The sequence below is a fragment of the Saccharothrix obliqua genome (assembly GCF_019375475.1).
GTDB lineage: Bacteria > Actinomycetota > Actinomycetes > Mycobacteriales > Pseudonocardiaceae > Actinosynnema > Actinosynnema obliqua.
Window position 1 is genome coordinate 415567 of the sequence record NZ_JAHXGQ010000005.1, and the last position, 21963, is coordinate 437529.

The 21963-nt window shown below is 70.8% G+C and carries 20 protein-coding genes; 17 read left to right on the plus strand and 3 right to left on the minus strand.

Going from position 1 to position 21963, the window contains the following annotated elements:
- Position 1: 1 nt before the first annotated feature.
- Positions 2-1114, minus strand: coding sequence for a LolA family protein (locus tag KZQ38_RS18770; RefSeq protein ID WP_219443394.1), 1113 nt, complete (start codon positions 1112-1114; stop codon positions 2-4).
- A 156-nt stretch (positions 1115-1270) separates the two neighbouring features.
- Between KZQ38_RS18770 and KZQ38_RS18775 the strand changes: the two genes are divergently transcribed.
- The 3 genes from KZQ38_RS18775 to KZQ38_RS36310 are packed head-to-tail and all read left to right on the plus strand — an operon-like array spanning position 1271 to position 4105.
- A complete protein-coding gene (locus tag KZQ38_RS18775; protein ID WP_308258464.1) occupies positions 1271-1993 on the plus strand; it encodes a response regulator transcription factor in 723 nt (240 codons plus the stop codon).
- Positions 1990-3258, plus strand: coding sequence for a sensor histidine kinase (locus KZQ38_RS18780; protein ID WP_219443395.1), 1269 nt, complete (start codon positions 1990-1992; stop codon positions 3256-3258). Before KZQ38_RS18775 ends, KZQ38_RS18780 begins: the two co-directional genes overlap by 4 nt.
- Positions 3259-3274: 16 nt before the next feature.
- On the plus strand, positions 3275-4105 hold the full coding sequence (locus tag KZQ38_RS36310; RefSeq protein ID WP_308258465.1) for an NUDIX domain-containing protein: 831 nt from the start codon (positions 3275-3277) through the stop codon (positions 4103-4105).
- A 222-nt stretch (positions 4106-4327) separates the two neighbouring features.
- On the opposite strand, the gene trpS is transcribed toward KZQ38_RS36310, so the two are convergent.
- Positions 4328-5293 (minus strand): tryptophan--tRNA ligase, encoded by a 966-nt coding sequence (gene trpS / locus KZQ38_RS18790; protein WP_219443396.1) that lies wholly within the window; start codon positions 5291-5293, stop codon positions 4328-4330.
- Between the two features lie 195 nt (positions 5294-5488).
- Here trpS and KZQ38_RS18795 point away from each other — a divergent pair, with 195 nt between their 5' ends.
- The 14 genes from KZQ38_RS18795 to KZQ38_RS18860 all read left to right on the plus strand — a co-directional run bounded on the left by KZQ38_RS18795 (position 5489) and on the right by KZQ38_RS18860 (position 20775).
- Positions 5489-5788 carry a YciI family protein gene (locus KZQ38_RS18795; protein WP_219443397.1) on the plus strand — a complete coding sequence of 100 codons (300 nt, stop codon included), beginning with the start codon at positions 5489-5491 and terminating at the stop codon, positions 5786-5788.
- 366 nt (positions 5789-6154) lie between these two features.
- Entirely contained in the window at positions 6155-8056 is a 1902-nt protein-coding gene (typA, locus tag KZQ38_RS18800) for a translational GTPase TypA (RefSeq protein WP_219443398.1), read from the plus strand.
- A 221-nt stretch (positions 8057-8277) separates the two neighbouring features.
- On the plus strand, positions 8278-9924 hold the full coding sequence (locus KZQ38_RS18805) for an ABC transporter family substrate-binding protein (protein ID WP_308258466.1): 1647 nt from the start codon (positions 8278-8280) through the stop codon (positions 9922-9924).
- Between the two features lie 301 nt (positions 9925-10225).
- Positions 10226-12055: an ABC transporter family substrate-binding protein gene (locus KZQ38_RS18810; RefSeq protein WP_219443400.1), complete on the plus strand. Its 1830-nt coding sequence runs from the start codon at positions 10226-10228 to the stop codon at positions 12053-12055.
- 144 nt (positions 12056-12199) lie between these two features.
- Positions 12200-13198 carry an ABC transporter permease gene (locus KZQ38_RS18815; protein ID WP_219443401.1) on the plus strand — a complete coding sequence of 333 codons (999 nt, stop codon included), beginning with the start codon at positions 12200-12202 and terminating at the stop codon, positions 13196-13198.
- On the plus strand, positions 13191-14141 hold the full coding sequence (locus KZQ38_RS18820) for an ABC transporter permease (protein ID WP_219443402.1): 951 nt from the start codon (positions 13191-13193) through the stop codon (positions 14139-14141). Before KZQ38_RS18815 ends, KZQ38_RS18820 begins: the two co-directional genes overlap by 8 nt.
- The gene (locus KZQ38_RS18825; RefSeq protein WP_219443403.1) at positions 14138-15316 is read left to right on the plus strand and encodes an ABC transporter ATP-binding protein; all 1179 of its coding nucleotides are present in this window, start codon (positions 14138-14140) and stop codon (positions 15314-15316) included. Before KZQ38_RS18820 ends, KZQ38_RS18825 begins: the two co-directional genes overlap by 4 nt.
- Positions 15313-16368, plus strand: coding sequence for an ABC transporter ATP-binding protein (locus KZQ38_RS18830; RefSeq protein ID WP_257901653.1), 1056 nt, complete (start codon positions 15313-15315; stop codon positions 16366-16368). Before KZQ38_RS18825 ends, KZQ38_RS18830 begins: the two co-directional genes overlap by 4 nt.
- 202 nt (positions 16369-16570) lie before the next feature.
- Positions 16571-17407 carry an N-acetyl-1-D-myo-inositol-2-amino-2-deoxy-alpha-D-glucopyranoside deacetylase gene (gene mshB, locus KZQ38_RS18835; protein WP_219443404.1) on the plus strand — a complete coding sequence of 279 codons (837 nt, stop codon included), beginning with the start codon at positions 16571-16573 and terminating at the stop codon, positions 17405-17407.
- Positions 17404-17793, plus strand: a complete 390-nt coding sequence (locus KZQ38_RS18840) for a hypothetical protein (RefSeq protein WP_257901654.1) — start codon at positions 17404-17406, stop codon at positions 17791-17793. Before mshB ends, KZQ38_RS18840 begins: the two co-directional genes overlap by 4 nt.
- Entirely contained in the window at positions 17777-18556 is a 780-nt protein-coding gene (locus tag KZQ38_RS18845; RefSeq protein ID WP_219443405.1) for a hypothetical protein, read from the plus strand. The genes KZQ38_RS18840 and KZQ38_RS18845 overlap by 17 nt, the downstream gene beginning before the upstream one ends.
- Before the next feature lie 388 nt (positions 18557-18944).
- Positions 18945-19271, plus strand: a complete 327-nt coding sequence (gene fdxA / locus KZQ38_RS18850) for a ferredoxin (protein WP_033430540.1) — start codon at positions 18945-18947, stop codon at positions 19269-19271.
- Positions 19268-20350, plus strand: coding sequence for a succinyldiaminopimelate transaminase (gene dapC / locus KZQ38_RS18855; protein WP_219443406.1), 1083 nt, complete (start codon positions 19268-19270; stop codon positions 20348-20350). Before fdxA ends, dapC begins: the two co-directional genes overlap by 4 nt.
- The gene (locus KZQ38_RS18860; protein WP_219443407.1) at positions 20347-20775 is read left to right on the plus strand and encodes a GNAT family N-acetyltransferase; all 429 of its coding nucleotides are present in this window, start codon (positions 20347-20349) and stop codon (positions 20773-20775) included. Before dapC ends, KZQ38_RS18860 begins: the two co-directional genes overlap by 4 nt.
- Before the next feature lie 215 nt (positions 20776-20990).
- Here KZQ38_RS18860 and dapD read toward each other — a convergent pair whose 3' ends face one another.
- Positions 20991-21956 carry a 2,3,4,5-tetrahydropyridine-2,6-dicarboxylate N-succinyltransferase gene (gene dapD, locus KZQ38_RS18865; protein WP_219443408.1) on the minus strand — a complete coding sequence of 322 codons (966 nt, stop codon included), beginning with the start codon at positions 21954-21956 and terminating at the stop codon, positions 20991-20993.
- Positions 21957-21963 lie beyond the last annotated feature (7 nt).

The window sequence follows — 21963 nt, forward strand, 5'->3', positions numbered from 1 at the left end:
GTCACTTGACCTGCGCGATCGCCTCGGTCAGCACCTGCTCGGGCACCGCGCCGAACGCCACCCGGCCGTCGTCGGCGAGGAGCACGCCGCCGATCCGCGTGGTGATCAGCGTGCCGCTGCCCCACGGGCCGCTGACCGGCTTGCCGACCCGCGCGAGCAGGCCCGCGACGTCGACCTCGTCCTCCGCCGGCGTGCCGGGGCGCTCCCGTTCGGCCAGACCCGCCAGCGCGTTCTCCGGGGTCCGGGCGGTGATGACCACGTCCCAGCCCTCGCCGTGGACCTGCGGCCGGGCCTCGGCCAGCGCGCCCTCGGCCAGCGCCCGGTCCTCGTCGGTCGGGCCGGTCGGCTGCTGCTCGGCCACCTTCGCACCGGGCGGCGGCGTGAACGCGAACAGGGTCGCGTCCTGCGGACCCACGTTCAGCTCGGTGAAGCCCACCCGCACCGCCGGGTTGTTCGTGCCGTTGGTCAGCACGGCGACCCGCAGCGGCACCCGCAGCTCGGCGTCGACGGCCACCCGGACCTCGCGCAGCACGGTCCGCTCGGTCGGCTTCGGCGTGAGCACCAGCTCGTAGGTCGCGCGACCGGCCACGCGGGCCGTGCCGTCCACCGCGACGTCGCTGAACTCCTTGACCTTCGCCACGACCTCGCGGGACACCGCGACCGGGTCCGGCGGCACCTGCTCGCCGTCCGGGTCGAGGTCGAGCTTCGGCTCGGCGGACGCGCCGTGCGGCAGCTTCGTCACGGTCTGGTCCGCGGAGTTCCACAGCCAGCCGGTCTCGCCGTCGTCGACGAACGTGCGCTCCGCGTCGGCCGCGGGCAGCTGCACCCGCACGCGGCCCTCGCCGTCGGACCACATCCGCAGCTTCGACTCGCCGTCGGCGAGCTGCGGCACGTCGGCCAGCGCCGGCACGCCCAGGTCGTTGGCCACCTCCACCGACCCGCCGAACGCCGCGGGCCGGGCGGTCAGCACCGACTCCACCAGGGACTCCGCGCTCACGTCCGGCAGGACCGGCGCGGGACCCGCACCGGCGGGCATCGCGAGCACCCCCAGGCCCGCGGCTCCGGCGACCACGCCGACCGCCGCGGCGACCACGGTCACCCTTCTCCGGTTCATGTCCCCTCCTCCACAGGCGTCGGCCGACCGGGTGCCGGTCCGACACCGCAGACGTTCCACGCCCCGAGCTGAGATCACGCTGAGAGCGGCCCCGACGCTGAGAACGTGCTGAGGGCCCCGCGCGGATTGTCCTCCTGTCCGGGCATCCTGAGGAGCGTGAGGCCACGGGTGCTGGTAGTCGACGACGAGGTGGGCGTGCGGCGCGCGCTGGAGCGCGGCCTGTCCGCGGAGGGCATGGAGGTGGTCACCGCCGCCGACGGCCCCAACGCCCTGCGGGTGGCGTTGACCGGCGCGTTCGACGTGGTCCTGCTGGACATCATGCTGCCCGGCCTGAGCGGCTACCGGGTGCTCCAGCGGATGCGCGCGGAAGGCGTGCGCACGCCCGTGCTGATGGTGTCCGCGAAGGACGGCGAGGTGGACCAGGCCGACGGCCTCGACCTCGGCGCGGACGGCTACCTGGTGAAGCCGTTCAGCTTCGTGGTGCTGGTCGCGCAGGTCCGGGCGCTGCTGCGGCGCAACCAGGCCGACCTGGCGCGGCGCAAGCTCAAGCTCGGCGAGCTGGTCGTGGACCGGGCGGTGCGCGAGGTCAGCTGGGCGGGCGAGCCGGTGAGCCTGTCGCCGCGCGAGTACGCCGTGCTGGACGTGCTGGCGGGCCGAGCCGGTTCCGTGGTGACGAAGGACGAGCTGCTGCGCACCGTGTGGGGCGACGAGCAGGCCGCCACCCGCAACGCCGTCGAGGTGTACGTCGGGTACCTGCGGCGCAAGCTGGAGGCCATGGGCGCGGGCGAGGTGGTGCGCACCGTGCGCGGCCACGGCTACCTGGCGTCCACCCCCGACCTGGACGCGGCCCTGGACTCCGCCGCCGCCCGCCGCAGGTGAACCCGCGCCGCTGGTGGCTGCACCGCACCCTGCGGTTCCGGATCACGGTGGTGGCGACCGGCGTGGCCCTGCTGTGCCTGCTCGCGCTGACCCTGCTCGCGCCGAGCCTGATCGGGATGGTGCAGATCAGCGCCACCGACGCCGAGCTGGAGCGGACCGCCGCCGTGCGCGTGCTGGACACCGCGGGCGAACCGCTGGACGGTGGTCCGCGACCCGACCTCACGCCGCAGGAGATCCGGCAGCTCAAGGCGGGGGAGAAGGTGCTGCGGGTGGAGGGCGAGAGCGCCCACCGCTGGCACGGGCGCGTCGTGTTCGCGCCGGACGGGACGCCGCGGCTGCACGTCGCGGGTGACACCCTGGTCGGCTACGGCAAGGCCAACGAGCTGGGCACCAGGTGGTTGGCCGTGGCGGCGGTGCTGGTCGCGGGCCTGGTGGGCACCGCGACGTGGCTCGCCGTCCGGTCGTCGCTGCGGCCGGTGGAGCGGATGCGGATCGCCGCCGGTGAGCTGCCGCGCGGCAGGCGGCTGCCCGTGCCGCCGACCCGGGACGAGTTGCAGGCCCTCGCCGAGGCGTTGAACGCCCTGCTCGCCCGGCGGGACGAGGCCACCGAGCGGCTGCGCCGGTTCACCGGCGACGCCGCGCACGAGCTGCGCTCGCCGGTGACGTCCGTGCGCGCGCAGGCCGAGGTCGCCGTGGCGCACCCCGACCCGGACTTCTCCATCGAGGTGCTGGAGTCCGTGGTGGAGGAGTCCGAGCGGCTGTCGAACCTGGTGGACGCCCTGCTCCTGCTGGCCCGCGCGGACACCGGCGAGCTGCCCCGCGCCGAACCGGTCGACCTGGTGCTTCAGGCGCAGGCCGCGACCGAGCGGCTGCCCGCGAGCGACCTGCTGGTGTCCGTGCACGCGCCGATGACGGCGTGCCTGATCCAGGCCGCCAAGTCCGAGGTCGAGCTGGTGCTGGACAACCTCATCCGCAACGCGAGCCGGTACGCGCGGACGTTCATCCGGATCTCGGTGCTGCCCGCGCCCGGCGAGGTGCGGCTGGTCGTCGACGACGACGGCCACGGCATCCCGCCCGAGCACCGGGAGCGGGTGTTCGACCGGTTCTACCGGGTCGAGTCCGACCGGGGCCGCGCGACCGGCGGGTTCGGGCTCGGGTTGGCGCTGGTGGCGCACCTGGTGCTGCGGCGGCGCGGCACGGTGCGCGCGCTGGAGTCGCCGGAGGGCGGCGCGCGCCTGGAGGTTCGCTGGCCCGCCTACCGGTGATGGGAGGATCAGCGCCGTGCCCGAGCTTCGAGCGACCACGCTGGTCGACGCGCCGTTGCGCACGGTCGCCGCGGCGTTGCTGGACGCCCGGCTGCTGGCCGCGTCCACCCGCGGCCTGGGCGTGCGGATCGCGAGCGGCGACCCGGTGCTGTACGCGGGCGCGCGGCTCGCGGGCGCGGTCGGTCCGGTCGCCGGGACGCTGCTGGTGACCAGGGCGGACACCACGGGCGTGTCGGCGGAGCTGGTGGACGGCCCGCTGCCGAGGTTCGTGCTGGCCACCGACCTGCTGCACACCGGTGGCGGCACGCTGGTGGTCGACTCCGTCGAGTGGACCAGCCCGGGAGGGCCGTTCGGGCGGCTGGCGGACGTGATCGTGGGGCGCGGCCTGGCGCTGAAGGTGCTCCAGGCGCGGGCCGAGGCGGTGTCCGCGCGGAGCAGGCGGTTGGTCGGCGCGCGGGTGGTCGTGGGCGCGGCGGTCGTCCGGGACGGCCTGCTGCTGGCCCAGCAGCGCGCCTACCCGGCGGACCACGCCGGTCGGTGGGAGCTGCCGGGCGGGCGCGTCGAGCCGGGTGAGGACGACCGCGCGGCCGTGGTCCGGGAGTGCGCCGAGGAGCTGGGCGTGACCGTCGCGGTGACCGACCCGCTCGGCCCCGACGTGCCGCTGCGGGAGGACCTGCTGCTGCGGGTGTACCGGGCGGAGCTGACCGCCGGCGAGCCGCGGGCGTTGGACCACCAGGCGGTCCGCTGGGTCGCGCCGGCCGAGCTGGGCGGCCTGGACTGGCTGCCCGCCGACCGCGTCCTGCTGCCCGCCCTGCACGCGGAGCTGGAGCGGGAACCCGAGGGCTGAGGGCCTGCCGCTCCCCGACGCCGGGTGTCCGCCCCCGCCGCCCGCGGCTGCCCGCCGGGCTCGCCACACCGGAGGGGCACCGCCGCCCGCTGCTCGCGGCTGCCCGCCGCGCGCCCGGCCCGGCCGAGGGTGCCTGTCCGCCGGACCGACGTGCCCTGGTCGCCGCGCCCGGCGGCGAACCCGGCCCGACCCCCGCCGCCGATGAGGGTCGGGCCGGGGCCTTCAGCCCAGGCCGGACATCCGCAGGGCCGCGTCGAGGCGGTGGCGACAGCGCTCGCGAGTGCGCTCGGCACCGTGCGCGCGCACCCGGTCCAGCTCGGCCGGGTCGTCCAGCAGCGACTGCGTCCGCTCCCGCACCCCGCGCAGCTCCTCGATCACGGCCTCCGCCGTGGCCTCCTTCAGCTCCGCGTAGTCCTTCACCGTGGCGACCAGGTCCTCGGGGGTCTTCCCCGTGCACGCGGCGAGGATCTCCAGCAGGTTGGCCACCCCCGGCTGGGTGTCCGGCGCGTACCGCACAACCCCCTGGTCGTCGGTCACGGCCCGCCGGATCTTCCGGCGCACCAGGTCCGGCGGGTCGAGCACGAACACCGTGCCCGCCGAGTCCTTCGCGGTCTTCGCCATCTTCCGGGTCGGGTCCGCCAAATCGCGGACCCGGGCGGCGGTGGGCGGGACCACCGACTTCGGCATCACGAACACCTCGCCGTACGTCCCGTTGAACCGCCGGGCCAGCACGCGGGCCAGCTCGACGTGCTGCGCCTGGTCGTCACCCACCGGCACCTCGTGCGCGCCCTGGAGCAGGATGTCCGCCGCCATCAGCACCGGGTAGGTGAGCAGGCTCAACCGGACCGACGAGCGGCCGGCCGACTTCTCCTTGAACTGGATCATCCGCGCGGCCTCGCCGTACGTGCAGGTGCACTCCAGCACCCAGGTCAGCGCGCCCAGCTCGCGGACCAGGTCGGACTGGACGGAGACGGACCGCGGGTCGACGCCCGCGGCGATCAGCACCGCGAGTTGTTCCCTGGTCAACGAGCGCAATCGCGCCGGGTTGTGGGACGTGGTCATCGCGTGCAGGTCGCTGATGAAGTACACGTCCTCGTCGGTGCCCTCGGCCGCCCACCGGCGGATCGCGCCGAGGTAGTTGCCCAGTTGGACCTGGCCGGAGGGGGTGATGGCGGACAACCTGATCATGGTGGCTCCCTTTCGAGGTGCGCCCGCCCGACCAGCCCCCGGATACGCGAAGGCCGCCCGGAGCGGGCGGCCTGCGTTTCGTCAACGCACAGTTCTCACGGCCGCCGCTAGGCGGACCACCAGAACGGGTAAAGAGTGCGCATAGCCGCGATCATAGCGTGTTTTACCCGTGTGTCGCAGGTCTACATTTCCTCTATGTACATCGTGCTGCTGGAGTACATCAAGCCGCTGGACGAAGTCGACTACGCCTTGCCGGAGCACGTGGACTGGCTGAACAAGCAGTACGAAGCCGGTTACTTCCTCGCCTCCGGGCGGCAGGTGCCCAGGGTCGGCGGTGTGATCATCGCCCGCCCGATGGCGCGCGGGAAGCTGGACGCCCTGCTCGCGACCGACCCCTTCGCGGTGCAGAAGCTGGTCCGTCACCGGGTGGTGGAGTTCCAGGCCACCAAGACCGCCCCGGAACTGGCCAAGGTCAACGAAGCCGTGTTGGCCTGAACAAGTCGGGCAACCCCCGGACAACCCACAATCGGACAACGGTGTCGACCCCCACCCGGGTGATCCGGGTGAACCGGGTTCGCGCGGATTCCCGCGTGGCTCCGCGAGCCGCCCGCCGCTTTCTTGATCGCCTTCCGGCGTGTTTTCCGCACTCCGCCACCGGACGGCTTTCCGCCGTACTGCGGTGAACGACGGCCCCCTCTTCATCCGCTGCGGTCGACCCGTGCGCGCACACGGGGTGAGGTTGACCTCACCCCGTGCACGTGTGTGGTAATGGCGGTCGGCCCGGTAGGCTGTCCGATGGCTGCGCGCGATCTCAACTCCCGGCGCCTGCCCATCCTCGACGAACAGCTCTAGGAGTTCCGCGTGCCCACGGCCACCGCGTCGATCAAGGAAACGCAGGTCCGCCACGACCTGCGCAACGTCGCGATCGTCGCGCACGTTGACCACGGCAAGACCACTCTCGTCGACGCCATGCTGCGCCAGTCAGGCGCCTTCTCCGAACGCGCCGAACCCGTTGACCGGGTGATGGACTCCGGCGAGCTGGAGCGCGAGAAGGGCATCACGATCCTCGCCAAGAACACCGCCGTCCGCCGGCACACGCCGGACGGCGTGGTGACCATCAACGTGGTGGACACCCCCGGCCACGCCGACTTCGGCGGCGAGGTGGAGCGCGGCCTGTCGATGGTGGACGGCGTCGTGCTGCTCGTCGACGCCTCCGAGGGCCCGCTGCCGCAGACCCGGTTCGTGCTGCGCAAGACGCTGGCCGCGGGCCTGCCGGTGATCCTGGTGGTGAACAAGGTCGACCGCCCCGACGCCCGGATCTCCGAGGTCGTGGACGAGGCGCACGACCTGCTGCTGGACCTGGCCACCGAGGTCGGCGCGGACGACTCCGTGCTGGACCTGCCGGTCGTCTACGCCTCGGCCCGCGCCGGTCGCGCCTCGCTGACCCAGCCCGCGGACGGCGACCTGCCCGCCGAGGAGAACCTCGACCCGCTGTTCGAGGTCCTGCTCAACCACATCCCCGCGCCGACCGGCGACGCCGACGCGCCGCTGCGCGCGCTGGTGACGAACCTCGACGCGTCCACCTTCCTCGGCCGCATCGCGCTGTGCCGGATCGCCGCGGGCCGCATCCGCAAGGGCGAGACGGTCGCCTGGTGCCGCGAGGACGGCTCGGTGCACAAGGTGCGCATCACCGAGCTGCTGATCACCGAGGCGCTGGAGCGCGTGCCCGCCGAGGAGGCGCACGCGGGCGACCTGGTCGCCATCGCGGGCATCCCGGAGATCACCATCGGCGACACGCTGGCCGACGTGGACAACCCGGAGCCGCTGCCCCGGATCACCGTCGACGAGCCCGCCATCTCGATGACCATCGGCGTCAACACCTCGCCGCTGGCGGGTCGCGGCGGCGGCACGAAGCTCACCGCCCGCCTGGTCAAGGCCCGCCTGGACTCGGAGCTGGTCGGCAACGTGTCGGTGCGCGTGCTGCCCACCGAGCGCCCCGACACCTGGGAGGTGCAGGGCCGCGGTGAGCTGGCGCTGGCCATCCTGGTCGAGCAGATGCGCCGCGAGGGCTTCGAGCTGACCGTGGGCAAGCCGCAGGTGGTGACGAAGACCGTCGACGGCAAGGTGCACGAGCCGTTCGAGCGGCTGACCATCGACGCGCCCGAGGAGCACCTGGGCTCGATCACCCAGCTCCTGGCGAACCGCAAGGGCCGGATGGAGAACATGTCCGGCCACGGCTCCGGCCGGATCAAGCTGGACTACGTCGTGCCGTCGCGCGGCCTGATCGGCTTCCGCACGGAGTTCCTCACCGAGACGCGCGGCACGGGCATCGCGAACGCCGTCGCCGAGGGCTACGGCCCGTGGGCGGGCGAGATCCGCACCAGGCACAACGGCTCGCTGGTCGCCGACCGGGCGGGTTCGGTCACCGCGTACGCGATGATCCAGCTCGCGGACCGCGGCACGTTCTTCGTGGAGCCGGGCGCGGACAGCTACGAGGGCATGGTCGTCGGGGAGAACCCGCGTGCCGAGGACCTCGACGTGAACGTCTGCCGCGAGAAGAAGCTGACGAACATGCGCACGTCGACCGCCGACGTGATGGAGACGCTGGCCCGCCCGCGCAAGCTGTCGCTGGAGGAGGCGCTGGAGTTCTGCGCCGCCGACGAGTGCGTGGAGGTCGCGCCCGAGGTCGTCCGGGTCCGCAAGGTGACCCTGGACGCCAACCAGCGCGGGCGCGAGCGCAACCGCGCCAAGCTGCGCGGCTGACGCCCCGGACCACCGCGAACGCCCCCCGCCGCCCGCCGGCGGGGGGCGTTCGCGTGCCATCACCCGATCGTGCGGATCGCCACAGCGGCCAACCGGGGCGCGGCCGGGCCCGTCCCAGGTACGTGAAGCCTGGGGTCCCCGGTAACCTGCCCGAACCGTCTGGCACCCTCGTGCGCATGATTCGGTCTGGGGGGACGCGTGTGCGCGCTGCCGTCGGTGCGGTGGTCGCGCTCTTCGCGCTGTCCGCCTGCTCCATCACCCCGCCGCCACCGCTGGTGCCCTCCACGCCCGGCATGACGGTCGTGCCGAAGGAGAAGCTGAACGAGGTCGTCGTCGGCGTCGACGAGGTCAAGGGCGGCTACAACCCGCACACCCTCGCCGCCCAGTCGACGGTCACCACGGCCCTGTCGTCGCTGCTGCTGCCCAGCGCGTTCCGCACCAACGGCGACGGCACGCCCCGCATCGACCTCGACCTGCTGGTGAGCGCCGAGGTGACGAAGGCCGAGCCGTACACGGTGACCTACACCATCCGCCGGGACGCGTCCTGGTCGGACAGCGCGCCCATCGCCGCCGAGGACTTCGTCTACCTCTGGGAGCGGATGCGCGAGGAGCCGGGCGTGGTGGACCCGGCCGGCTACCGGCTGATCTCGGACATCGCGTCCCGCGAGGGCGGCAAGGTGGTCGAGGTGGTGTTCCGCAGCCCCTACCCGGGCTGGCGGAGCCTGTTCACCAACCTGCTGCCGGCGCACCTGCTCAAGGACGCGCCGGGCGGGTGGGCCGCGGCGCTCGCCGACAGCTTCCCGGCGAGCGCGGGGCCGTTCGCCGTCCGCACCCTCGACCAGCCGCGTGGCGAGATCATCCTGGAGCGCAACGACCGGTTCTGGGAGCGACCCGCCGCGCTCGACCGCGTGGTGCTGCGCCGGGCGAGCCAGCACAACACCATCGAGGCGCTGAAGTCCGGCGACAACCAGGCCGCGTTGCTCCGGGCGGACGCGATCGCGTTGAAAGACATCGGTGACCTCGGCCGGACAACGAGCCTGACAACGTCCGTCGTGCCCCGGCCCGAGGTGGTGACGCTGCTGGCCAGACCCGCGGCGCCGCAGCTCGCGGACGTCCGGGTTCGGCAGGCCGTGTTCAACGCCCTGGACCGGGACGAGCTGGTCGCCCTCGGCTCGCGCAACGGGCCGTCCGCCCGGCTCCGCGCGGACTCGCAGGTCGTGCCGCCCACGAAGACCGGCTACCAGCCCGCCTACCAGCCCAACCCGGCGCCGGTCGCCCAGCTGCTCACCGACGCCGGCTACACCCAGCAGAACGGCCAGTGGGCGCGGGACGGCAAACCGCTGACGCTCACCATCGCCGCACCCGCCGGGATCGAGCCGTACGTCACCGTCGCGAGCCAGGTGCAACGCCAACTGGCATTGTCCGGAATCGCCGGACGGCTCCTGACAACGCCCGGCAATCAGTTGTTCGGACGTGATCTTTCCGGCACCGCGACAACCAACGCCGAGCCGATCGACATTGCCGTCGTGCCCCGCGTCGACACCGGTGATTCGACCGCCGTGCTCGCCTCCGCATTCGGCTGCCGCACCGCCGAGGCGGACTCCGGTACACCCATTCCGGCGAATCTGTCCGGTTTCTGCGATCAGTCCGTCCAGCCCACGATCGACGACGCGCTGTCCGGTGGGCTGCTGTTGTCCGACGCGCTGGCCCGGGTCGAGCCGGTGCTCTGGCAGCAGGCCGTCTCGATGCCGTTGTTCCAGGTAGCAGACCTGCTCGTGGTCCTGCCACAGGCCCAGAACGTCACCGCTGGCGCGCCCTTCGCGGGTCCGCTGAGCGGTGCGGCCACCTGGCGGAGGGAGGGGCGTTGACAGTTGACTCGTCTCTTCGAGTGAGTTCACTCGCACCCGAGGTGCGGTGCCCGGTCAATATTGACAGTATTCCCGACGTCCGGTTAACAAACGCTCCCGCGCGGTAACGACGGAGTAGCTTGCTGCTACCAGCGTGTCACCCTTTGGTCACGATCGGCCGGGGGGTCGTGACCCTGCTTGCGGCGGGTTCTTATCGTGCTGCAACGGTGTGTCGGTTCGGGGCGCGTTTGGCACATCACGGTTATGGGTGGAGTTCACCGCTGAGCGGTGCTCCAACCCAGTGCTAGGAGGGCACGTGTCGATGAGGAGATCAAAGGCTGTCTCGGCGCTTGCGCTGCTGACCGGCGCCGCACTCGTGTTGAGTGCGTGTGGTGGCGGCGGCAGCACCGGCGGGACCGACCAGGGTGAGCAGCAGAACTCCGACCCCGGCAAGATCGGTGGTCAGGACGAGCTGTTCAAGCGTCCCAAGGTGGACGACATCGGTGAGATCGCGGTCGCGATCGAAGAGGGCTTCCACAACTACAACAACAACATCGGCGCGACGAACAACTTCTCCAGCACCATCGCGCTGTCCAACGTGCAGCCCTCGCCGTACATCACCGACCTGGTCGACGGCAAGTTCGTCATCAAGATCGACGGCGACCTGATGGAGTCCATCAAGGTCACGTCGAGCGACCCGCAGGTCATCGAGTGGAAGGTCAACAAGGCCGCCGTCTGGTCCGACGGCGCGCCGATCGACTGCAAGGACTTCCACCTGAAGTGGCTGGCCGCCACCAGCAAGGCGACGGTCAAGGGCGACGACGGCTCGGAAGCCTCGATCTTCGACTCGTCCCCGACGGGCTACGAGAACATCGAGAAGCTCGAGTGCTCGGACAACGGCAAGACGATCACCACGTCGTTCTTCAAGGACAAGCCGTTCGCGGACTACCGCGCGCTGTTCTCGCAGGTCGGCAGTGACGGCCTGCTCCCGGCCCACGTGCTGGAGCAGAAGACCGGCGTCGCGGACATCACCAAGGTCCTGCCGTCCCAGAACGACGAGACCGTCAAGAAGGTCGCCGAGTTCTACACCAAGGGCTGGCTGGGCTTCGACCCGGCGGTCGCCCTCTCCGGCGGTCCGTACCTGATCGAGTCCTCGGACCTGAAGGACCAGACGGTCCTGGTGCGCAACCCGAAGTGGTGGGGCGAGAAGCCCGCCGCGTCGAAGGTCGTCCTGAAGACGAACACGGACGCCCAGTCGGCGGCCCAGCAGCTCCAGAACAAGGAAGTCGTCGTCATCGCCCCGCAGGCCGACCCGGCCGTGGCGCAGCAGCTGCGCGGTGACAGCTCGTTCAAGGTCTACGCGGCCGGTGGCCAGACCTACGAGCACGTGGACTTCAACATGGACCGCCCCTTGTTCAAGAACAACAAGGAGCTGCGCCTCGCCGTCGCCCAGTGCTTCGACCGGCAGGACCTGGTCGAGAAGCTGGTGAAGGACGTCGACCCGAACGCCAAGCCGCTCGGTTCGTTCACCTTCATGCCGAACGAGGTCGGCTACGAGGACCACTACGGCGACGTCGGCAACGGTGACGTGGCCGCGGCCAAGAAGACCCTGGACGACGCCGGCTGGAAGCAGGGCGGCGACGGCATCTACACCAAGGGTGAGTTCCGCGCGTCCTTCAAGATCGGCCACAAGACGGTCCAGCGCCGTGCGGACACCGTCCGCATCCTCCAGGACAAGTGCCGCCAGGCGGGCATCGAGATCATCGACGACCAGGCCGCCGACTTCAACGACAAGCGCCTCCCGGCGTCCGAGTTCGACGCGGCCCTGTTCGCGTGGGTCGGCCAGCCGCTGAAGGCCGGTGCGTTCGGCAACTACGCCCAGAAGGAGAAGGGCGGGTCGGCGAACTACAACAACTACGACTCCGCCGTGGTCACCGAGAAGTGGCAGGCCGCGAACGGTGAGCTGGACTTCCAGAAGCGCATCACGATGATGAACGACGTCGACAAGCAGATGCGCGAGGACCTGCACAGCGTCCCGCTGTTCCAGCTGACCGACTTCGCCGCGTCCACCGCGGACATCGGCCCGATCTCGTACATCGGTGTCGGTGGTGGCGTGACCTGGAACCTCTACGCCTGGCAGATCAAGAAGTAAGTCGAGCTGCCTCCAGCTCACGACGCCATTCCGTTTGTTCCGACCGGGGGGTCGGTGCCACAAGCACCGGCCCCCCGGGCGGTGTCCGCGTCCGGTAGGCTGGCCCGCTTGGGCGGGGGCGCCTAGGGAGACTAGAGACTTGTCATGTTCCGTTACATAATCCGGCGGCTGTTGATCTCGATCCCGCTGTTGATCGTCGCCTCATTCCTCTGCTTCGGACTCGTCAACGCGATGGGCGACCCCCTCGGCGAGTGGAAGCTCCAGAAGCCGAGGACCCCGGCGGAGATCTCCGCCGCCTACGAGCGGACCGGTTACAACAAGCCGTTCTTCGAGCGCTACGCCACCTGGGCGGGTGACTTCGTGACCGGCGACTGGGGCGAGTCCGTCGTCCCGGGCAACGCGGGCAGGCCGGTGAAGGACGAGGTCCTCAAGGCGTTCGGCGTCACCCTCCGGTTGATCCTGGGCGCCGAGATCATCGCGCTGATCCTCGGCATCGCGGTCGGCGTCATCGGCGCCGTGCGACAATATTCGATCTTCGACTACATAGCCACCGGTATATCGTTCACGATGTTCTCGATGCCCCTCTTCTGCGTGGCACTCGTGCTCAAGGCCGGTGGCATCGAGTTGAACAACTGGCTGGAGTCGATCGGCGCGGACCGGTGGATCATCACCGCGGGTCCGCCGGGTGACGGCTTCAGCGGCAGCATCGGCACCCAGGTCTTCCAGTACACCGGCGCGTACGTGCTGCCCACCATCTGCCTGGTGGTCATCCAGTTCGCGTTGTACAGCCGGTTCCAGCGCGCGTCCATGCTGGACACCCTCAACGCCGATTACGTGCGCACCGCGCAGGCGAAGGGCGTCTCCCAGGGCCGGGCGATCTTCAAGCACGCTTTCCGGAACGCGCTCATCCCGATCATCACGGTGTCCTCGTTGAACATCGGTGCGAACTTCGGTGGTGCGGTGATCACCGAAACCGTCTTCGGGTGGTCCGGCATGGGCAAGTTCCTCGTCGAGGCGATCACGAAGATCGAGCCCTACCAGGTGCTCGGCTTCATGATGGTGACGGCCGTGTTCATCATCGTGTTCAACCTGATCGCGGACGTCATGTACGCGATCCTGGACCCGAGGATTCGCCTTGACTGAGATCGGTTCCCCCGTGGCCGCGCCGACCGGGCCGAGCACCGGCGAGGCGAGCCAGTTCGACTCGACGGCGGCCCGCAAGCAGTGGCAGGTCATCCTGCGCCGGTTCACCCGGCACAAGGCGGCCCTGGTCGGCCTCGTGCTGTTCGTGGTCCTCGTGCTGTTCGCCTTCCTGGGCGGGTGGCTCTGGAAGCACCCGTACGACCAGACCTTCCGCCGCTACCTCGACCCGACCGGCGACCACCCGTTCGGCACCGACCGGCTCGGGTTCGACATGGTCGCGCAGATCATCCGCGGCACCCAGTTCTCGCTCCAGATCGCGATCTTCGTGGCCGTGCTGTCCACGATCATCGGCGTGGTGCTCGGCTCGCTCGCGGGCTACCTGCGCGGCTGGGTCGACGCCGTGATCAGCCGGTTCATCGACCTGATCCTGGTGATCCCCAGCCTGGTCATCGCGGCGGTGCTGGTCCGCAACAGCTTCGTGGCCTCGGTCGCGGGTGGCGGCGGCAGCAACTGGGTCGTCGTGGCCCTGTACCTGGGCCTGATCATGTGGCTGTCCATCGCCCGCGTCATCCGCGGCATGGTGCTGTCGCTGCGTGAGAAGGAGTTCGTCGAGGCGGCCCGCGCGCTGGGCGCGTCGACCTCCCGCATCGTGTTCCGGCACATCCTGCCGAACACCATCGACGTGATCATCGTCAACGCGACCCTGGCCATCGCGCAGGCCGTGCTGCTGGAGGCCGCGCTGTCGTTCATCGGCCTCGGCGTGCAGAGCCCGGACACGTCCCTCGGCCTCATGATCAGCCTGAACAAGAACGAGCTGACGCTGCACCCGTGGCTGTTCTTCACGCCGTTCATCTTCATCGTGCTGATCTCGCTGTCGGTCAACTTCATCGGCGACGGCCTCCGGGACGCCTTCGACCCGCGCCAGAAGAGGGTGAAGGCATGAGTGAGTTGGGTGTCATGAACGCTCCCGAGTCGGCGTCCCGAGGGCTCGCCGGGGACAAGCTGCTCCGGGTCGAGAACCTCTCGGTCGACTTCCCCACCGAGGACGGCGTGGTCCACGCCGTGCGCGACGTGTCGTTCACGCTCGGGCCGGGCGAGGTGCTGGGCATCGTCGGCGAGTCCGGCTCCGGCAAGTCCGTGTCGTCCATGGCGGTCATGGGCCTGCTGCCCAAGACCGCGCGGGTCGGCGGCTCCATCCGGTTCAAGGGCGACGAGCTGGTCGGTCGGACCTACAAGCAGATGCAGCCGGTGCGCGGCAACGGCATCTCGATGATCTTCCAGGACCCGATGACGTCGCTGAACCCCGTCTACACGGTGGGGTGGCAGCTCGCCGAGGCGTACCTCGCGCACCACGACGTGTCGAAGAAGGCCGCGTGGGCGAAGGCGGTCGAATCGCTGGAACTCGTCGGCATCCCGCAGCCGGACCGCCGCGCCGCCCAGTACCCGCACGAGTTCTCGGGCGGTATGCGGCAGCGCGCGATGATCGCCATGGCGATCATCAACGACCCGGACGTGATCATCGCGGACGAGCCGACCACGGCGCTGGACGTGACCGTGCAGGCGCAGATCCTGGACACGCTGCTGCGCATCCGGGACGAGACGAGCGCCGGCATCATGATCATCACCCACGACCTCGGCGTCGTGGCGGGCATGGTGGACCGCGTCCAGGTGATGTACGGCGGCACGGTCGTCGAGCAGGGCGGCGTGGACGAGGTCTTCGAAGCCCAGCGGATGCCCTACACGGTCGGCCTGCTCGGGTCCATCCCGAACCCGCAGCTGCTCGGCAAGCGGCTCACCCCCATCAAGGGCGCGCCGCCCTCGCTGATGAACCTCCCGAAGGGCTGCTCGTTCTCGCCGCGCTGCCCGCTCGCGATCGACGTGTGCCGGGAGACCGAGCCGGAACTGCTCGAAACCGACCGCACGGGCCACTTCGCCCGCTGCCACCGGTCCGCGCACCTGGCCACCATCGAGCAGCCGCAGCGGCTGTTCGCGCACGAGGAGATCGGCGTGGTGGAGAACCCCGCGGCGGTCACCATGGCCAACCCGGACATCCCCGTCGCCGAAGAACTCGACGACGTGGAGGCGCGGCTGCACGAAGATGAGAGGCCCACCTCATGAGCACTGCAACTGACGTGAACCCGCAGGCGGGCGGTGCCGCGTCCGGTGCCGGCGGCGCGCCGCTGCTGGAGGTCACCGACCTGGTCAAGTCGTTCCCCGTGCGGGGCGGCGGCATCGTTCCGCGCACGGTCGGGCAGGTGCAGGCCGTGTCCGGCGTGTCCTTCGACCTGCGTGCGGGCGAGACGCTGGGCCTCGTCGGCGAGTCCGGCTGCGGCAAGTCCACCACCGGGCGCGCCATCCTCCAGCTGCACAAGCCCACCTCCGGCTCGGTCAGGTTCCAGGGCAAGGAGCTGACCAAGCTGCGCGGCAAGGCGTTGCGCGGCATCCGGCGGGACATGCAGATCGTGTTCCAGGACCCGTACGCGTCGCTCAACCCGCGCTGGCAGATCAACGAGCTGATCTCCGAGCCGTTCAAGATCCACGGCACGGAGAGCGGCACGGACGTCCAGCACCGGGTCAACGAGCTGATGGAACTCGTCGGCCTCAACCCGGAGCACCGCAACCGCTACGCGCACGAGTTCTCCGGCGGTCAGCGGCAGCGCATCGGCATCGCCCGCGCGCTGGCGCTCAACCCGAAGCTCATCGTGCTGGACGAGCCGGTGTCCGCGCTGGACGTGTCCGTCCAGGCCGGTGTGGTGAACCTGCTGGAGGAACTCCAGGAGCGGTTGGGCCTCGCGTACCTGTTCGTGGCGCACGACCTGTCCGTGGTGCGGCACATCTCCGACCGGGTCGCCGTGATGTACCTCGGGAAGATCATCGAACTCGGTGAGCGCGAGGACATCTACAGCCGGCCCATGCACCCGTACACGCAGGCGCTGCTGTCGGCCGTGCCGGTGCCGGACCCCAAGCAGGAGCGGCAGCGGCAGCGGATCGTGCTCACCGGTGACGTGCCGTCGCCGGTGAACCCGCCGTCCGGCTGCCGGTTCCGCACGCGGTGCTGGAAGGCGCAGGACATCTGCGCGGTGGAGGAGCCGAAGTTGGAGCGGCGGGGTGACGCCGACGGGACGTTGTCGGCGTGCCACTTCGCCGAGGTGCGGTCCATCGTCGGGTGACGGTGGGGTTCCGCTCGGTGTGAGCTGAGCCGAGGGCCGGGTCGGCTGCCTGGGGTGCCAGGTGGCCGGCCCGGCCCTCGCTGTGCGAGGCCTCGCTGTGCGGGGTTCTGCTGTGCGAGGTCTTGCTGTGCGGGGTCTTGCTGTGCGGGTCGGCAACCCTCCCCCGACCTGCGCCGTCGGACCCGGTCTCTACGCTGATCTGGTGACGCTGACTGCTCCACCACGGTTGCTGCTGGTACACGCACACCCGGACGACGAAAGCCTGTGGACGGGCGGCACCATCGCCCGCTACGCGGCGACCGGCGTGCACGTCACCGTGGTCACCTGCACCCTCGGCGAAGAGGGCGAGATCATCCCGCCCGCGCTGAGCGAACTGGCCGCCGGCGCCGCCGACCAGCTCGGCGGATACCGCGTCGCCGAACTCAGATCCGCCTGCACCGCCCTCGGCGTGACCGACCACCGGTTCCTCGGCGGTGTCGGGCGGTGGCGTGACTCCGGCATGGCGGGCGTCGCCGCGAACAGCCACCCGCGCGCGTTCACCCGCGGCTCGGCCGACGAGCAGGCCGAACAGCTCGCGGCGATCATCGCGTCGGTGAAACCGCAGGTCGTGGTCACGTACGACGCGTTCGGCGGGTACGGGCACCCGGACCACATCCGGGCGCACGAGATCACCATGGCCGCCGCGGGCGACGTGGACCGGGTGTTCTACACGGCCACGTCCCGAGCGGCACTGGAAGAAGGTACGGCGGGCCTCGCGACCTGGGACGACCTGCCGTGGCGGCTGCCCGCGCCCGGCGAGCTGCCGGCCACCGACGACGCCGACATCACCACCACCGTCGACGTGTCGGAGCACCTGGTGGCGAAGCTCCGCGCGTTGCGCGCGCACTCCACGCAGGTCAGTGTGTGGCAGGACGGGCCGCGTGCCGCGTACGCGCTGTCCAACGGCATCGCGCAGCCCGTGCTGCCCGCCGAGTCCTACGTGCTGGCACGGGGCTCGGCGGAAGGCGCGGGCACGGACCTGTTCGGAGGGCTCGATTGAGAGACGGGCTGGCGCTCGCGGCACTGATGGTCCAGGCGTTCGTGTTGGCGGTGCTGGAGCTGTTCTTCCTGCCGCTGCGCCTGGACGGCACGTTGCTGCCGCGGGTCGCCGACTACCCGTTCCCGGTGACCGTCCTGGTGGCCACCGTGACGACGCCGTGGCTGGTGGTCGTGGCGTCGCGGTACGCGCGCCGACCGGTGGCCGCCGCCTCGCCGCTGCTGGTGTGGTTCGGGACGCTGCTGCTGTTCGGCATGTTCGGGCCGGGCGGTGACGCGGTGCTGATGAGCGACTGGCGGACGTTGCTGTTGTTCGCGGGCGGTGCGCTGCCCGCCGCCGTCGCGGTCGGCGCGTTCATGGGGAGACCGGTCCGTGCCGTCGATCAGTGACCGGGACGTGGTGCGGGCGCTGCGGCCGTTCGTGCGGGCCACCGGGCCGGTCCTGGACCGGGTCCGCGACGCCGACCTGCTCGGGTTGCGGGAGCGGGAGAGGGTCGGCGGAGGGCGCGTGGCGCGCCTGTGGGACCGGCTGGCCGAGGTGAAGGTGCCCGGCACCGCGGGGTGGGCGCGGATGGACGTGGCGCAGCGGGACGCGTGGTGGCTGAACCGCGTCGGGAGGCTCGTGTCGCTGGTGGCGGCGCTGCCCGGGGTCGGCGGCGCGCTGGCCGACCGGCTGCCGGTCCAGGCCGCGCTGGGCGCGGCGGGGCAGGGGCTGCTGCTGTCCGCGATGGCCGGTGAGCACGGGTTCACCTCGGTGGAGGACCGGGTTCGGCTCCTCGCGCACGTGTTGTTCCAGCGGGAGGTGGACGGGCGTGCTCCCGGGGAGCGGGTGGAAGAGGAGCGGGCGGAGGAGGAGCGGGCGGAGGAGGACCGGGTGGAGGAGGACCGGGTTACCGAGGAGTTGACCTCGGAGCTGGGTGTCCGGTCTACCGTGCGTGGTGTCGGGCGCACGGTGTGGAAGCTCGGCAAGGTGTTGTGGGCGTTAGAGGGGGAGCTGGACAAGCGCCCGCAGGGGCGGTTCTACCACCAGGCATTGGGGATGGTGCCGGTGGTCGGGGTCGTGGGTGACTACCTGGGGGAGCGGTCCGCGTTGCGGCGGGTGCGGGGGGAAGCGGAGAAGTGGTTCGAGCGCGAGAGCGGTGGGGTTCGGTAGCTGCTGAGGTCGCTTGGCCGGGGTGGGCGGCTCGGCCGTTGTCTGTGCGCGCCCCCTGTCATCGGGAACCCGTCTTGCTTCCTGCTGTTCTGGGCGCGGAGAGCCCCGACCCCTTGTGCTCTTGATCTCTGCCGGCATGGTTGTCGTGGACCCGCCGTCTTCGGGGTCGCGAAGCCTTGGAGGCCCCGGTGCGCGCCAGAGACCCCGCTCCACCCGCCAGGACCTGCGCGGGTGTGGAGCGCGTACCTCGTGGAGCCGTGCCGGTGAACACCCGGGGTGTGAGCTGGAGCACGGTGCTGATTAGGCAAGCCTGAGCGTTGGACAATCGGACTCGCCGCGTACTCTCCGGCTTGCGCGGTGTGGACCAGGACAAGAGCAGGAGAGCGCAGTGACCTATGTGATCGCCCAGCCGTGCGTGGACGTGCTCGACAAGGCGTGCATCGAAGAGTGCCCCGTCGACTGCATCTACGAAGGCGACCGGATGCTCTACATCCACCCGGATGAGTGCGTCGACTGTGGTGCTTGCGAGCCGGTGTGCCCCGTTGAGGCCATCTACTACGAGGACGACGTGCCGGACGAGTGGAAGGAGTACACGAAGGCGAACGTGGACTTCTTCGACGAACTCGGTTCCCCGGGCGGCGCCTCCAAGGTGGGCAAGGTGAGCGCGGACCCGGCCTTCGTGAAGGCTCTCCCGCCGCAGGCGTCGCACGAGTGACGAAGCGGCTCCCGGACTTCCCCTGGGATTCCCTGGCAGGCCACGCCACCGAGGCGCGTTCGCACCCCGGCGGCGTGGTCGACCTGTCCGTCGGCACGCCCGTGGACCCGGTGCCGAGGATCATCCAGGACGCCCTGGCCTCGGTGGCCGCCGAACCCGGGTACCCGACCACGCACGGCACCGCCGAGCTGAGGCGGGCCGTGGTCGGCGCGCTGGAGCGGCGGCACGGGGTCCGGGGGCTCGACCCCGTCGCGGTGCTGCCCACCATCGGCTCCAAGGAGCTGGTGGCGTGGCTGCCGACGTTGCTGGGACTGGGGCCCGGTGACGTGGTCGCCATCCCGGCGCTCGCGTACCCGACGTACGAGGTGGGCGCGCGGCTGTGCGGCGCGACGGTGGTGCGGCTGGCCGACGGCGAGCCGCCACCCGAGGGCACCCGGCTGGTGTGGTTGAACTCGCCGTCCAACCCCACGGGGCGCGTCCTGCCGGAGGACGCGCTGGCGGGTGCCGTCGCGGACGCGCGCGCGGTCGGCGCGGTGGTGGCCTCCGACGAGTGCTACCTGGCGCTGGCCTGGGAGGCGTCGCCGGTGTCCGTGCTCCGGGAGTCGGTGAACGGCGGGTCGCTGACGGGCCTGCTCGCGGTGCACTCGCTGTCCAAGTCGTCCAGCCTGGCCGGGTACCGGGCGGGCTTCGTGACCGGTGACCCGGACGTGGTCGCCGGGCTGCTGGAGGTCCGCAAGCACGCCGGGATGATCGTGCCCCGGCCGGTGCAGGCGGCCATCACCGCCGCGTTGGACGACGACGAGCACGTGGCCGCGCAGCGCGCGCGGTACGGGCGGCGGCGTGAGGTGCTGCTGCCGGCGTTGAAGGACGCGGGTTTCTCGGTCGACCACTCGGAGGCCGGGCTGTACCTGTGGGCCACCCGGGGTGAGAACGCCTGGGACACCGTTGCCTGGTTCGCCCGGCGCGGGATACTGGTCGCGCCCGGGACGTTCTACGGGCCCACCGGGGACCAGCACGTGCGGATCGCGTTGACGGCTGCTGATGAGCGGGTCGCGGCTGCGGTTGAGCGGCTGGCTTGAGTTTCTTCCGCGTGGTGCGGGTCTCGGCCGCTGATGCTGAGCTGCTGCGGGCTGCGGTTCTGGAGTTCCGCGGGGTTGATGTTCCCGTTGCCGGGTTTCTCGGTGATCCCGCCTCGTTGGCGTTCGTGGCTGTTGATGGTGATGCGGTGGTTGGTTGGGTTTGGGGGGTTCGGCAGCGGCATGTTGTCGGGTACACCCAGGTTCAGCTGTACGAGATAGGTGTGTTGCCCTCGGTTCGGCGGCGTGGGGTGGGGCGTGCGCTGCTGGAGGCGTTCGTGGAAGTGGTGCGTGCGGAGGGGCACGCGAAGATGTGGCTGTTCACCAGTGAGGACAACGTGGCCGCGATCTCGTTGTACGAGGCGGCTGGTGGGCGGCCGTCTTTGCACGACGACGCCGGGTACTGGTGGAGTTTTTCGTCGGGGTGAAAAGCGTCCTCGCCGGACTGGCAGACCGCCAAGGATGACGATCAAGAGCGGGCTGCGTGTCATCCCCGTATGGCCTGGTCAAGACAACCACACTCGTTCCCTGAGCGCAAACGAAAAGCGTGTTTGCGCTCAGGGAACGAGCGCGGTTCGCTGGCGCGCAGGCCATACGGGGATGACACGCAGCTAGCTGGGTTATTGGTGTTGTGTTTTGTGTTTTAGTCGTTTGAGTGCAGTGCGGCGTTCAGTTCTACGCCGGTGCCCTTGCGGGGCTTTACCTTTACCTGGCCGGTGGTCGAGTCCCGGATGAACAGCAGGTTCGGTACGCCGGACAGGGTTGCGGCCTTCACCGCGGTGCCGTCTTCCGCTGTGACCTTGGTGCCGGCGGTGATGTAGAGGCCGGCTTCCACGACGGTGTCGTCGCCCAAGGAAATTCCCACGCCGCCGTTCGCCCCGATCAGGCAGCGTTCGCCGATTTCGATGACCTGCTTGCCGCCGCCGGACAGGGTGCCCATCACGGACGCGCCGCCGCCGATGTCGGAGCCGTCGCCCACCACCACGCCTGCCGAGATCCGGCCTTCCACCATGGAAGCGCCGAGGGTGCCCGCGTTGAAGTTCACGAAGCCCTCGTGCATGACGGTGGTGCCGGGGGAGAGGTGGGCGCCCAGGCGGACGCGGTCGGCGTCCGCGATGCGCACGCCGGAGGGCACCACGTAGTCGACCATGCGCGGGAACTTGTCGACGCCGTAGACGGTCACCGGACCCCTGGCGCGGAGCTTGGTGCGGGTTTCCTCGAAGTCCTCCACGGCGCACGGGCCGTGGTTGGTCCACACGACGTTGTTCAGCAGGCCGAAGACGCCGTCGAGGTTCTGGCCGTGCGGGCGGACCAGGCGGGCGGACAGCAGGTGCAGGCGCAGGTAGACGTCGTAGGTGTCGGCGGGTGCTTCGGCGAGCGTGATGCCCACCCGGACACCGACCACCTCGACGTCCCGGTCCTCGTCCACGCCCAGTTGCCTGGCCGCGGCCTCGCCCAGTTCGGCCGCCACCTCCGCGGCGGACAGGCGGGTGGTGCCGAGGGGCGCCTCGCCCAGTCGCGGGGACGGGAACCAGGTGTCCAGTACGGCCCCGGAGGGGGTCACGGTGGCCAGGCCGACGCCGTGGGCAGTGGTGTTCGCGGTGCTCACGGGTGTC

Excerpts from the sequence above, each read along its gene's own strand:
- trpS (WP_219443396.1), bottom strand. The coding sequence starts at position 5,293 with ATGATCAGGTTGTCCGCCATCACCCCCTCCGGCCAGGTCCAACTGGGC.
- KZQ38_RS18795 (WP_219443397.1), top strand. The coding sequence starts at position 5,489 with ATGTACATCGTGCTGCTGGAGTACATCAAGCCGCTGGACGAAGTCGAC.
- KZQ38_RS18830 (WP_257901653.1), top strand. The coding sequence starts at position 15,313 with ATGAGCACTGCAACTGACGTGAACCCGCAGGCGGGCGGTGCCGCGTCC.
- KZQ38_RS18825 (WP_219443403.1), top strand. The coding sequence starts at position 14,138 with ATGAGTGAGTTGGGTGTCATGAACGCTCCCGAGTCGGCGTCCCGAGGG.
- KZQ38_RS18770 (WP_219443394.1), bottom strand. The coding sequence starts at position 1,114 with ATGAACCGGAGAAGGGTGACCGTGGTCGCCGCGGCGGTCGGCGTGGTC.
- KZQ38_RS18810 (WP_219443400.1), top strand. The coding sequence starts at position 10,226 with ATGAGGAGATCAAAGGCTGTCTCGGCGCTTGCGCTGCTGACCGGCGCC.
- KZQ38_RS18815 (WP_219443401.1), top strand. The coding sequence starts at position 12,200 with ATGTTCCGTTACATAATCCGGCGGCTGTTGATCTCGATCCCGCTGTTG.